The sequence below is a fragment of the Streptomyces sp. NPDC088350 genome (assembly GCF_044753545.1).
In the GTDB taxonomy this organism is placed as follows: Bacteria; Actinomycetota; Actinomycetes; order Streptomycetales; family Streptomycetaceae; genus Streptomyces.
The window spans coordinates 306,913-319,825 of record NZ_JBIVNL010000008.1; the positions used below are offsets into that span (position 1 = coordinate 306,913).

A 12,913-nucleotide genomic window follows, 5' to 3' on the forward strand; every position below is an offset into this window, starting at 1 on the left:
CGTACGACGGAGATCGACGGGGAGCGCAGGGTTTTCGCGGCGGTTCGCCTCGGGCAAGGGCGGATGGGGGCCGGAAGGGCGAGGGGGGTCCGTGGGGCCGGTTCGCGGATGCTGTGGGCGGATCGACGGGCGGCAGGGTCCCAGTTCCGCGAATGTGACACTCCCGGTAGGAAGTGTCACATTCGCGGCGCCAGCATCCGGGGCCGCCGGCAAGGCGGATACTCGCCCCCGCCCGAGCACCCACCCCTACCGCCGGCCCCGCCCCCGTCACCGCCCCCGCAACCCCGCGCTGATCACCAGGCCGGTCCGGCGGGCTGTTTCCGCGAGCCGTTCCAAGTGGTGGGCGGGGTCCGTGAGGACGCACAGGGCCGCCACGGGAGTACCGCGTGGTCCGCGCAGTGGAACCGCCGCGCAGCACACCCCGGTCACCACTTCCTCGCGGTCGAACGCGGCGCCCCGCTGCCGTATCGCCGCGGCGTCGCGCGACCAGGACGCCGGAAGCGGGCCCAGCAGTGGTGCCGGTGCGGACATGGCCACGAGCACCTTGCCCGCCGCGGTGAACCACGGCCAGGTCATTCGGGTCTGAAGCGGATCGGGTCGTTCGGCGTCGTCCGGACACCACTCCACCATCAGCGTCTCGCCCTTCCACAGCACGGCGATCCCCACCGTCGTGCCCGTGACCTGGGCCAGCCGCCGCATCGGCTCGCGTGCGACGGCGCGCAGCCGGGGATGCGGCTGCCAGGCCCGCCCGAGGAGGAACATCCGCGGGCCCACCCGATAACTTCCTCCGCTCCGTTCGACCGCGCCCAGGTCCGCCAGTTGTTCCAGCAGCCGGTACGCGGTGGTCTTGGGCAGCCCGCAGTCGGCCGCCAGCCTTGTCGGCCCGGCCTCCACGGTCCGCTCCACCGCCTCCAACAGCGCGAACGCGCCTTCGAGCACGCTCCGTCCTCCCGCGTTCCCCGCGGCGGCGGCCGGTAACGCCTCCGGCCGCTGTACCGGCACCCGTGTCTCAGGTGCCATCACTCCTTGTGTGATCACACGTCTCGCCCCCGTTTTGCCTGTTGCGCAGCCGCCAGGCGACGGCCCTTCCGTCGTGCCGGGACGGACCCCGGTCAGAGTCCGTCCGTTCCCCAGCAGATTCGCACCGGTGTGTGGCTGGAAACCTTGTCGAAGCCTTGTCGCGCCGCACACGCGTTCGCGAGAAAAAGGAGGAGTCTTCCAGGAGGGGAGGTGGAGGAATGGTGGAGGTGCAGTTGCTCGGGCCCGTGGAACTGTCGGTGGGGGGAAACGCGGTGGAGGTGGGCCCGCCCCAACGCCGCACCGTGATGGCCGCGTTGGCCGTGGACGTCGGCCGGCCCGTCGCGGTCGACGTGGTCATCGAGCGGGTCTGGGGCCCGCGTGCGCCGGACGGCGCGCGCGGTGCCGTGCACGCCCATGTCGCCCGGATCCGGCGGGTGTGCGAGCAGGGTGCCGAGTCCGCGCGGGAACCCTTGTGCCTGGTGCGTCGCTCGGGCGGATATCTCCTGGAGGCCCGTCCGGACCAGGTGGACGTGTACCGGTTCCGGCAGTTGGTCGACCAGGCGCGGGCGGCGGGGCCCGCCGGCCCGGAGCGGGCGCGGCTGCTGCGCGAGGCACTGGGTCTGTGGCGCGGGGAGCCGCTGTCCGGCCTGAACGGCGAGTGGGCGGCCCGGATGAGGGAAGCCTGGCGGCGCCAGCACCAGGACGCGGCCGTCGGCTGGGCCCGCGCGGAGTTGCGTCACGGCGAACCCGCCTCCCTCATCGGCCCGTTGACCGGCCTCCTCGGCGAGTACCCGCTCGCGGAACCCCTCGCCGAGGCGCTGATGCGGGCCCTGCACGAGACCGGCCGCAGCGCCGAGGCCCTGGACTGCTACGCCACCGTACGGAAACGGCTGGCGGAGGAGCTGGGCACGGACACGGGATCGGCGCTGCGTCAGTTGCACCAGTCGATCCTGCGCGGCCACCGCTCCGCGTCGGCCCCGCGTCCCGAGCTGACGGCGGTGGTACGACAGACCGAGCATCCCGCCCAACTCCCCATGGCAGTACGGGGATTCACCGGCCGAGACGACGAACTGGCCAGACTCGCGGCGATCCTCGCCTCGGCCGAGGGCGAGTCCGCCGCCGTGGTGATCTCGGCGGTGTCGGGCATGGCGGGGGTGGGCAAGACCGCGCTCGCGGTGCACTGGGCGCGCCGAGTGGAACACGCCTTCCCCGACGGGCAGTTGTACGTGAACCTGCGCGGGTTCGATCCACAGGGATCGGTGATGCCCCCGACCGAAGCGGTGCGAGGGTTCCTGGACGCCCTCGGGGTACGGCCGGAGCGGGTGCCGCCGGGCCTGGAGGCCCAAGTCGGCCTGTACCGGAGCCTGTTGGCGGGGCGCCGGATGATGGTCGTACTCGACAACGCACGGGACGAGGAACAGGTCCGCCCGCTGCTGCCGGGCGCGGTCGGCTGCATGGCGCTGGTGACCAGCCGGAACCGGCTGACCGGGCTGGCCGCCACGGAGGGCGCCCATCTGCTCGCGGTGGACCCGCTCACGCCGGACGCCGCACGGGACGTACTGGCGGAGCGGCTGGGGGTGGACCGGGTCGCGGCCGAACCGGAAGCGGTCGCGGACGTCGTCACCTGGTGCGCGGGACTGCCCCTTGCCCTGGCCGTGGTGTCGGCACGCGCCGCCGCCCATCCGCGACAGCCCCTGAGGACACTCGCGGAGCAACTGCGGGTGGCGGGCGGCCGGTTGGACGCGCTGGACGGGGGTGAGGAGGCCAGCCAGGTACGGGCGGTGTTCTCGTGGTCCTACAGCGCGCTCAGCCGACCCGCGGCCCGGCTGTTCCGGCTGCTGGCGCTGCACCCCGGGCCGGACCTGGACCAGCGCGCGGCGGCCGCCCTGGCCGGGCTGGAACCGGACCGCGTCCGCGCGCTGCTCGCCGAACTGACCGGCGGACACCTGCTGGTGGAGCACGTTCCGGGGCGTTACGCCTTCCACGACCTGCTGCGGGTGTACGCCGGGGAACTCGTGACCGCGTACGACGACGAGTGGGAACGACGGGCGGCGCTCCACCGGATGATGGACCACTACCTGCACTCGGCGCGGGCCGCCGACGTGCTGGTGACCCCGCAGCCCAACCCCGTGGAGGTGCCCGCGCCCAGTCCGGGGGCGAACGCGGTGGAACCAGAGGACTACGGCCGGGCGGTGGCCTGGTTCGTCGCCGAGCATCCGGTGCTGCTGGAGATCGTGCGGCAGCCGCAGCCCGGCTTCGACGGTCATGTGTGGCGGCTGGTCAGCGTGTTGACCACCTTCCTGGACCGGCACGGGTACTGGCAGGCGTTGCTGACCGCCGCGCACAGCGCGCTGATGGCCGCCGAACGAGAGGCATCCCTGGCCGGCCGGGCGGGCGCCCACCGCGGTCTGGGCCTGGCCCTGGACCGGTTGAGGTGCCCGGAACCGGCCCGGGAGCACTATCTGCGCGCGCTCGAACTCTTCGCCGCGCTGGGCAGCGACGCGGGCCAGGCCCGAACCCATCAGCACCTCTCGCGGATGTCGGCGGTCCACTGGAACTCCGAACTGGTGCTGGAACACGCCTACCTGAGTCTGCAGCACTACCGGGCGGCGGGCGACCGGGCAGGACAGGCCGCGGCGTTGAACCACATCGGCTGGCGGCAGGCGCACCTCGGCGACCACCTCCGCGCGCTGGCACACTGCGAGCAGGCTCTCGAACTCGCGCGGGCGGCCGGAGACCTGGCCGGGCAGGCCCACATCTCCGACAGCCTGGGCTACATCCACCATCAACTGGGCCAATACCAGCAGGCGGTCGACCACTACCGGCAGGCGGCCCGGCGGTTCCACGCGACCGGGGAACGGCACAGTGAAGTCGCCTGCCTGCTCTGCCTCGGCGACAGCCACCACAGCGCCGGACAGCCCGACGCCGCCGACGAGGTCTGGGCCCGCGCACTCGCCCTGACCACCGAACTCGGCCTGCCCGACGACGATCCCCTCCGCACCCGCCTCAACGACCGCATCGGGCAACGGCCGTTGACGTAGCGGGCGCGGTTCCGGCTCCCTGTCGACACGGAGGCCGAGCGCTATGCCCGGCCCGCAGCTAGAGATCCAGCTCCAGCACCGGGGAGCCGCAGCGGCTCACGCAGATCATCATCGTGGTGGCGCCGGGACGTTCGGACGGGTCGATCACCGTGTCGCGATGGTCCGGGAGCCCGGCCGTGACCGGCGTCTCGCAACTGCCGCAGTAGCCCTCCTCGCAGGAGTACGGCACGTCCGGGAGCTTCTCCCGTACGACGTCCAGCACGGAACGGTCGGCGGGCACGGTCAGCCGCAGACCCGAACGGGTCAGCACCACCTCGAACTCCCCTCCAGACGACCTGAGTCGATCGGTGTGGGCGTCGTCGGTCGCGGTGAAGCGTTCCAGATGCAGTGCCCGCGCCGGGTCGGCCGTACGGCACAGAGCCGTCACCGCGTCGAGCATCGGCTGCGGGCCGCAGGCGTAGACGGCATGCGTGGGCGGAGCTGCGGCGAGTTCGGCGGCCAGGTGCGGCAGGCCCGCCTCGTCCTGCGGTACGAGCAGCACCCGGCCCCCGCCCAACGCCACCAACTCCTCGGCGTACACGAGCCGAGTACGGTCGCGGGCGCCCAGGACCAGTCGCCAGGGCAGTCCGCGCGCGGTGAGTTCGCGGGCCATCGGCAGCAGCGGGGTGACGCCGATGCCGCCGGCCAGCAGCAGATAGCCCTCCGCCGGTACCAGCGGGAAGCGGTTGACGGGTCCGCGTACCTCCAACTCCCGCCCCACCAGGGCGGTTTCATGGATCTCCCGGGAGCCGCCCCGGCCCTCGGGCGCGCGGTGCACGGCGACCGTCCACGCCTCGGTGTCCGCCACGTCCCCGCACAGCGAGTAGGCCCGGCGCAGCCCCGAGGGCAGGGTCAACTTTATGTGCGCGCCGGGCTCCCACGCCGGCAGGGCTCCGCCGGCGGCCCTGGTCAGCCGTAGTTCCACCACATCACGGGCGACCCAGCGGGCCTGCCGGACCAGGAGCCGTTCGGTCGTCGCTCCGGGGGAGGCGAGGTCAGAAGACACGGAAGTACTCCCGCTGTTCCCAGTCGGTCACCTCTTGGCCGAAGCGGGTGATCTCGGCCCGCTTGATGCTCGTGTAGTACGCCACGAAGTCCTTGCCGAGCCGGTCGGCGAGCATGCGGTCGGACTCCAGCGCGTCCAGGGCCTCGTCCAGTGAGCGGGGGAGCGGCTCGGCGCGTGCGGCGTAGGGCTCGTCGGCGGCCGGCCCGGGTTCCAGGCCACCTGCCACGCCCTCCAGTCCGGCGGCGAGTTGGGAGGCGAGGTAGAGGTAGGGGTTGGCGGCCGGCTCCCCGATCCGGTTCTCCAGCCGGGTGGACGAAGGCCCGTCACCCAGCACCCGCACCATCGCCCCCCGATTGTCCCGCCCCCACACCGCACGGTCCGGCGCCAACGACAGCGAGCGAAAGCGCTTGAAACCATTGAGAGTCGGTGTCGAGAACGCGCTCGTGGCCCGCGCGTGCCGCAGCAACCCACCCAGAAAGGCGGTCCCGTACGGCGACAACGGCGGCCCGGACGCGCCGAGTTCGCCGCTCTCCGGCGCGAAGACACCCACGCCGTCCCGCAGCATGCTCTGGTGCAGATGCCAGCCGCTGGAGAAGACGCCCGGCAGATGAGGTCGGCACATGAAGGTGGCGTGATGGCCGTGGCGGGCGGCGACCTGTTTCACCGCGCTCCGCAGCAGCACCATCGCGTCAGCGGTGCCCAGGCCGTCGGCGGGCTGGAGGGTCAACTCGACCTGGCTCGGGCCGAATTCGACCTCCAGGCTGCGCAACGGCAGTCCAAGGCCCTCGATGTTCGCGCGCAGGACGTCGAGGATGGGGTCGAGTTCGTCGTACCGCAGCTCGCTGAGGTACTGGTAACCGTGGTTCAGCATGCCGACCTCGGGCGCGGCACCGGGCTGGCCCTGGTCGCCGGGGCCCAGACGCGGATCGTCGAGCCGGAAGAGATGGAACTCCACCTCCAGACCGGTGCGGTACGTCAGTCCGTCGGCCTGGTCGAGGACCGAACGCAGCAGCCCGCGCGTGCACAGCGGGACCGGCGCGCCCGAGGTGAAGCGCAGGTCGCACAGCAGCCAGCCCGTGCCCGGCGACCACGGCAGCATCCGGAAGGTCAGCGGGTCCGGCACCATCACCATGTCGGCGGCGCCCCGCAGTTCGGGCAGCCCGAGCGGCGTCTCCTTGGTGAAAAGGGGGAACACGGTCCGCCCGGACGTGTCCTTGGCAAGCAGGGACGAGGCGATGCCGGTGCCGTCGCGCAGCACGTTGGGCAGTTCGCCTGTGGTGACGGTCTTGCCGCGCAGCAGACCGTGCTGGTCGGCGAAGACCAGCCGTACCACTGTCATCCCGCCACTCTCTGCACGTGCCTGTATCTCCTGTGCGGCGGCGGCCTGTTCGGGGTTCCACAGGCCGTGCCGTTCGATGAATCCCACGCCGCTCAGCCGTCCGTTCCCAGCGGCTGCGCCCAACTGCTGTCGGCGCGCTGCTTGTCGGTGACGGCGGTCCAGTGCTCCAGCCAGCCCTCGGTGGGCCCGATCCCGTCCAGAGCGACCGGCCCGTACAGCCGCCCCGCCTCCTCGGCCGGCAGCACGAGCGGCGGATCCTCGCCGCGCTCCACCGCGGTGACGGCCTCCCCGAGCATCCGCCGGTACATCACGATCGCCTTGTCGGAGCGGCCCAGATGCTCACGGGTCCGGTCCTGGACGGACCCCTGCCCCTCCACCGCCCACTGGTCGTGCACGTTGATGTCGAAGCCGAGCCCGGTGTACGTCGTCGTGCGCTGCTCCACCGGGTCGTAGCCGTAGCCGTTCGCGCGGCCGAAGCGCGGCCGGTAGTCGGGCAGGGTGACCGCGCCGACCCGCTGGCGGCGCATCTCCGCCTGGTCCACCGGGCCGCCCACACTGGTGAACAGGGCATACCAGTAACTGGAGTTGTCGTCGATCGACACATGCCACTGGGTGATCGCCGTCTCCGCGTCGAGCGGGATGTGGAAGGCGTGCGGGAACACCTGGTGGGTGATGCGGACATGGGTACGGCTGCTGTCCATGGGCAGGCCCTGGGTGTCCGTTCCGTCGAGTGTGCGCCGGGCGGTGATGCGGATGCCGTACGGGGTGCGGACGGCGTCGATGTCGGGGCGGCCGTACTCGCGCAGGATCTTCGTCATCGGGAGGTCGGTGCCCTGGGAGGCGGCGCGGAACTGTCTGCCGTAGCTGTCGGCGGGGTCCTCGTCCTGGAAGAAGCGGTGGAGGTAGGAGGCGTGGGCGGGGTCGATGCCGACTTCGAGGGCCTGGAGCCAGTTGCACTCCAGCAGCCCTTTCCAGGCGAAGGCGTGGTCCGAGGGTGCCTGGAAGCAGTCCAGGGCGGGGAGTTGGGGCGGTTCGCCGGGGCCCAGATAGCCCCAGATGATGCCGTTGATCTCACGGACCGGGTAACTGCCCAGTCGAACACGGGACTTGAGCGGGCTGTCGACGGGCTCGGCGGGTGTGTCGAGGCAGGAGCCGTCGCGGGCGAACAGCCAGCCGTGGAAGCAGCAGCGCAGTCCGCCGTCCTCCAGCCGGCCGAGCGCCAGGTCGGCGCCCCGGTGCGGGCAGCCCCGGTCGACGAGCCCGAGTTGGCCGTCCTCGTCGCGGAACAGGACCAGGTCCTGGCCCATCACCTTGGGGGCCACCAGGGGCCGTACGCCGTCGAGTTCCTCGCTGAGGGCGATCGGCTGCCAGTAGCGGCGCATCCATTCACCGGCCGGGGTGCCGGGCCCGGTCCGGGTGAGCCGGGTGTTCTCTTCCTCGCGCATGGGACGCCTTTCGGGGGAAGGGGCGCGGTCAGCCGCAGCAGTGGTCCGGGGCCGTAGGGCTCGGCGTGTGGCAGGAGACGGGGGCGGGCACGTCCAGGGCCGGGTTGCGGTCGAAGAAGCCGTCGGGCTCCAGCCGTAGCCTCGCCTTGGCCACCGGCATCACCGGCCACTCCTCGGGACGCGGGAAGTGGTGCGAGCCGACCGTGGCCCACAGCACCAGGTCGGTGCCGTCCAACGACCGGTTCTCCTCCTGCCACTTGTGGACGCCGTCCGCGCCCGGCTCGGCCTGGTTCGGGTACTCGCCGCCGACGAACCGCCGCTCGGGGTCGTAGGCCGTCGCCCACAACTGCCGCCCCACGAACGGGGCTCGGCGGGCGCACACGCTGTCCTCGCGCACCGGCAGCACCGCCGTGTTCTCCAAGTGCACGCGGTACGCGGTCGGTTCGCCCATCCGGTTGCGGGACTCGGTGCTCTCCACCCGCCAGTGCAGCGCGCGGGACGGGTCGGTGCGCCGGGCGCCGTCCGACTCGCTGAGGATCGGACGCAGCACGGTCCGGGCCGCGTTGCCGTACGGGTCGAGCGCCGGGTCGGGCTCGTGCTCGGCGGTGACCTCCACCAGCCGGTTGGGATCGCCGTCCACCGCCATGTCGAGGCGAACACTGAAGAAGTGCTGGTGGTTGGTGACCGCGACGTTCGGCGCGACCCGGCGCGCGTACGGGGTCGGCTCGTCCTCCTCGACGCCGGTGGCGGAGAGGATGCCGGTCATCTTGATCTCCAGCATCACCGAACCGTCCTGGTACAGCGACCAGTAGAAGCCGTAGTCGTAGTTGGCCACGGTGGCGAACGCCGAGATGATCAGCCGGCGCGAACGGCGCACCTCCGTACGGCCGGTGCGGCCGTCGTGGTGCTTCCAGAGGATGCCGTCGTCCTCCTCGTGCACACAGACGGCGTTGGGGATGAGCCGGGGCACACCGTCGCCGCCGAGCACCGCCGCGTCGAAGTACTGGATGACGCCGAGGCAATCACAGCCCAGGGCAAGGGAGTTGGTGAGCGGGCCCGCGCCGTACTCGCCCCAGTCGAAGAAGTTCTTGCGGTACTGGGTGGAGGCCGTGTCGAAGTACGGGACGTACATCTCGTTGACGGCCGCACGCCGGATCACCTGCCGAGGGCCCTTCCCGGCCGCGGCGAAGGCGAGGTCGTGCAGCACGAGCCCCTCACGATGACTGAAGCCGACCCGCACCGACCACCCCTGCCAGTCGATCCGCTGCCCGGTGACGCCGAAGCTCGGCCCCTCCGGCTGAACGACCTCAAGCGGCCTGAGCCCCGGTCGCCCGGCCACCGTCCCGGCCGCGAAGACGCCGGACTCCTCCGACAGTGGCACCACCCCGTGGTCCTCGATGTGCAGGACCTCCATGGTCTCCATGTCGATGATCGGCACGACCCCCTGCACCGGGCGCGCGTAGCCGTTGTCGTCCTCGTCGGTGCGATGCCAGACACTGCCCCAGGTCAGCCGGCGGCCCGCGTACTCGGGCGGCTCGAAGCCGCCGATCGACTCCGGGTCCACCATCACCAGCGACACGTCGTGGATACCGCGCAGCGCGAGCGCCTCCCGGAAGCGCGGGTCGGCGCGGCAGGCGGCAGCGGCCTGCCGGGCCTCCTCGGAGGAACACCCCGGGCTGCGGACGTCCAACTCCCGCCAGGCGGTGGTCTGCGGCTTGTCGCCGAGTTCGAGATCGACCTCGAAGGCATGGCGCGCGGACGGCGAGAACACGACCGCGCGGGCGCGCCGGGCATCCCCGGGGGCAGCGCGGCGGGCGTGGTCCTCGTCCAGTGCCACACCCCAGAACCGGGCGTCGTCGGGGACTCGGGTGTCGGCCCTCAACACCTGTACGGCGGTGGCGAGTTCGGTGACGGTGAGAGGGTCCAGCGGATGTGGTGCGTCGGCCGGTACGGGCTCGGGGGCGAGAGTGCTCACAGCGGGTTTCCTTCCAAGATGGTGCCGCCGTCGGCGCGGGGATCGGAGGCGCCGTCCAGCCGACCGCCGGCGGACAGTCGTACGGCCTGGGTGTGACCGGCCAGATCGGTACGGCCCGGCGAGAGGACGACCGGAAGCACTGCCGGGAACGCGTCCGCCGGAACGGACCCGGGTTCGGCCAGCAATGTCTGCGTCTCGTGTCCGATGTCGCGGGCGCCGATCACCCAGCGCGGCCGGTCGAGGACTACGGCCGGATCGGCGGCCGGATCCATCAGATCGGGCACCGTCTGGGCAAGGATCTGCGGCTGCGCCCGGCCGCCCTGGCAACCGGCCGAGAGCAGCAGCTCGGCCGACCGGCCGAGCACCGGGCAGAGGGTGTGCGGAGGCCGCAGTCCGGGGCCGATGAGGGCGGGGTGGCCGGGCAGCAGGCTGAACGCCGAGCCCCGGTTGTGCAGCACGATGCCGGTCTCCGGTTCGCAGATGCCGGAGCCGAAGGTCTGGTAGACGCTCTGGATCAGGGAGACGGCCAGCCCCGAATCGTCTACGGCGGTGATCGCGACGGTGTCCCCGGCGGGCCGGAAGGACGGCTCGGGCACTCGCGCACCGGCGAGCGGAGCCGGGCGCAGGAGCCCGTCCAGGTCGATCGCCGATGCGCCGCGCGGATCGCCCAGCAACAGGTCACGCGCTGCGGACGCGTCCTGACAGCGGGCGGCCAGCACGCCGGTGCGCTCCCGCTCGGGCAGCTTCGCCACCGACGCGGCGGTCTCCAGTACGGCCAGCAGACTCGCCCCCTGACTCGGCGGCGGCGCGGTCCACCAACGGGTTCCGGCCAGGTCGAGCGTCAACGGCTCGCTGTTCTCCGCCCGATGGGCCGCGAGATCGCTCGCGGTGAGAGGGCTTCCGGCCCTGCGCAGTCCGTCCGCCAGCGCCTCGGCGACCGCGCCCCGGTAGAAGGACGACGGGTCGTCGGCGAGGGTTCGGAGTACGGAGGCCAGCCGGGGCTGGGGGAGCGGGTCGCCCTCGTCGAGCGGTGTGCCGTCGCGGCCGGTCAGCAGGGCGGTGAGCCCGGGGTCCGCGGCGATCTGCGGGGCCCGCTCACGGATGGCGCGCGCCAGACCCGCCGATACGCCGGCCCCGTCCTGGGCCAGTTCCGCGGCGTCCCGAAGCGCGGCGGCAAGGGCACCGGGTGTGCCATGGGCTTCGGCGAGCGCGGTCCAGCCCGCCACCACGCCGGGCACGGTCACCGTCTGCGGACCCTGCGCGGGCATCCGCCGGTCGGCGGCGCGGAGCGCTTCGACGTCTACGGCCTGTGCGGCGGCCCCCGCCGAGATCACCGCGCGTACCGAGCCGCCGGGGGCGTGGACGAGGGCGATCAAGTCGCCGCCCAGGGAACACTGGTGGGGGTAGACGACGGTGAGCGCGGCGGCTGCCGCCAGCGCCGCGTCCACGGCGTTGCCGCCCCGCGCCGCCGCACGCCGGGCCGCCGCCAGTGCCGCCGGGTGCGGTGCGGCCAGGATCAGCCGGGAGGCGGCACTCACGCCTCGTCCCTCGGGAGGAGCACGGTGCGGGAGGGTGCGGCCTCGGCGCCCTGAAGGGGCAGGGGGAGGGAGAGCATGTCGTAGACCCCGGCCGGGGTGTGCAGCAGATCGACCACTTCCAGGATCAACACCTCGGCGGCGCACAGGAGTTGGTGGGTCTCCCAGTGGGTGGTGTAGGCGACCGCCTCGATGCTCAGGTAGTCGATGCCCGCGGTGCGCACCCCGGCCTCGATGAGTCGTTCCGCCCCGTCGGGGGCCAGCCCGACCCACTGCCGGGCCTTCCACGGACTGCGCAGGACGCCCTCGGAGTTGCTGGTGCGCAGCAGCACGCGTTCCTCGGTGCCGAGGCCGGCCGCGTCGAGGTCGGCGGCGGTGATCTGTTCCTTGACGTGGGTGAGGTCGAGGACCCGCGCGGTTCCGTTGAGAGCGGTCAGGTCGAGCCGGTCGACCGTCCTGCCGCCGTCGATGAAGTGGGCCGGAGCGTCGATGTGGGTGCCGGTGTGGGCGCCGATGCGCCAGCGGCTCACGTTGGAGGGATCGCCGGCCGTTCGGGATTCGACGATCTCCATTTCGGGGCGTCGGCCCCAGTGGAGCATGCCGGGATGGATGGGAACGGACACGTCGATCGCCTTGGCGAAGTCCAGATTCATGCGGCCCTCCTATTGGATGCGGATATCATTGAAATGGATCCAAAAATGAGCGACTGTCGAGTGGCTGAGGTCGCCCTCGGCCGCGTGGGAAACTGCTCAACCACCGCGCACCCCCCCGACCGCCCCCGAGAAGGGTTTGACCGACTCCGATGACGCCCCAGACTGACGAGAGTCCCCTCGTCGACGACATCGCGGCCCGCATCCGCGCGCGGATCATGAACGGCGAGCTGGCGATCGGCAAACCGCTGCGCCAGGCGGCGCTGGCCACCGAGTTCGGAGTCAGCCGCACACCGGTGCGCGAGGCACTGCGTCAGCTGCAGAACGGCGGGCTGATCGAGATGCAGCCGAACCGCGGCGCGGTGGTCCGGGTGCCCGCGCCCTGGGAGGTCCGCCAGGCGTACGAGGTGCGCGCCGAACTGGAGGGCATGGCCGCCCGGCGTGCCGCCTCCCGCATCACGGAACGCGGGCTCGCCGCGCTCCGCGAGCACAACGCCGTCCTGTGCGAGGCCGTGACGGGAGCCGCCGGTGAGGCGAGGGGCGCGGGCAATCTCACGACCACCGCCGCCAACGACTGTTTCCACACGGTCATCTGCGAAGCGGCCGACAATCCCTGGCTGACCCGGATGATCGACCGGATCAACGAGAGCTTCCCACGCAACGTCTCCTCGCTCGCCCTCGCCGGCGACGAACGCCATCGACAGCTGAACATCCGTCAGCACCAGGCCGTCATCGACGCGTTGGCCGCCCACGACGCCGACCGGGCCGACGAGTTGATGCGCGAGCACGTCATCAGCTCCGGCGAGCATCTGACGGCCTGGTACGAGCGCCGGTCGCAGACCGTCTTCCATGGCTGAGCGGGC

Annotated in this window: 9 protein-coding genes; 2 read left to right on the plus strand and 7 right to left on the minus strand. The window is 72.1% G+C overall.

All coding sequences use genetic code 11. The features are described 5' to 3' along the window. Positions 1 to 267: 267 nt before the first annotated feature. Positions 268 to 1,020 (minus strand): IclR family transcriptional regulator, encoded by a 753-nt coding sequence (locus tag ACIQBL_RS29040; protein WP_401946238.1) that lies wholly within the window; start codon positions 1,018 to 1,020, stop codon positions 268 to 270. A gap of 218 nt (positions 1,021 to 1,238) precedes the next feature. On the opposite strand from ACIQBL_RS29040, the gene ACIQBL_RS29045 reads away from it, so the two are divergent. Beyond that, positions 1,239 to 4,061: a BTAD domain-containing putative transcriptional regulator gene (locus tag ACIQBL_RS29045; RefSeq protein ID WP_401946240.1), complete on the plus strand. Its 2,823-nt coding sequence runs from the start codon at positions 1,239 to 1,241 to the stop codon at positions 4,059 to 4,061. A gap of 58 nt (positions 4,062 to 4,119) precedes the next feature. On the opposite strand, the gene ACIQBL_RS29050 is transcribed toward ACIQBL_RS29045, so the two are convergent. Genes ACIQBL_RS29050 through ACIQBL_RS29075 form a run of 6 tightly spaced genes read right to left on the minus strand, consistent with a single transcriptional unit; the run spans position 4,120 to position 12,053 of the window. Continuing rightward, a complete protein-coding gene (locus ACIQBL_RS29050) occupies positions 4,120 to 5,106 on the minus strand; it encodes a PDR/VanB family oxidoreductase (protein ID WP_401946242.1) in 987 nt (328 codons plus the stop codon). Next, complete coding sequence (locus ACIQBL_RS29055; RefSeq protein ID WP_401946245.1) at positions 5,096 to 6,532, minus strand: glutamine synthetase family protein; 1,437 nt, start codon at positions 6,530 to 6,532, stop codon at positions 5,096 to 5,098. Before ACIQBL_RS29055 ends, ACIQBL_RS29050 begins: the two co-directional genes overlap by 11 nt. A 5-nt stretch (positions 6,533 to 6,537) precedes the next feature. Then, positions 6,538 to 7,890 carry a Rieske 2Fe-2S domain-containing protein gene (locus tag ACIQBL_RS29060; protein ID WP_401946248.1) on the minus strand — a complete coding sequence of 451 codons (1,353 nt, stop codon included), beginning with the start codon at positions 7,888 to 7,890 and terminating at the stop codon, positions 6,538 to 6,540. 28 nt (positions 7,891 to 7,918) lie between these two features. Continuing rightward, the gene (locus ACIQBL_RS29065; protein WP_401946250.1) at positions 7,919 to 9,865 is read right to left on the minus strand and encodes a primary-amine oxidase; all 1,947 of its coding nucleotides are present in this window, start codon (positions 9,863 to 9,865) and stop codon (positions 7,919 to 7,921) included. Beyond that, positions 9,862 to 11,403: a gamma-glutamyltransferase gene (locus ACIQBL_RS29070; protein ID WP_401946253.1), complete on the minus strand. Its 1,542-nt coding sequence runs from the start codon at positions 11,401 to 11,403 to the stop codon at positions 9,862 to 9,864. The genes ACIQBL_RS29065 and ACIQBL_RS29070 overlap by 4 nt, the downstream gene beginning before the upstream one ends. Continuing rightward, positions 11,400 to 12,053 (minus strand): cyclase family protein, encoded by a 654-nt coding sequence (locus ACIQBL_RS29075; RefSeq protein WP_401946255.1) that lies wholly within the window; start codon positions 12,051 to 12,053, stop codon positions 11,400 to 11,402. Before ACIQBL_RS29075 ends, ACIQBL_RS29070 begins: the two co-directional genes overlap by 4 nt. Before the next feature lie 149 nt (positions 12,054 to 12,202). Here ACIQBL_RS29075 and ACIQBL_RS29080 point away from each other — a divergent pair, with 149 nt between their 5' ends. Next, on the plus strand, positions 12,203 to 12,907 hold the full coding sequence (locus tag ACIQBL_RS29080; protein ID WP_401946258.1) for a GntR family transcriptional regulator: 705 nt from the start codon (positions 12,203 to 12,205) through the stop codon (positions 12,905 to 12,907). Positions 12,908 to 12,913: the final 6 nt, after the last annotated feature.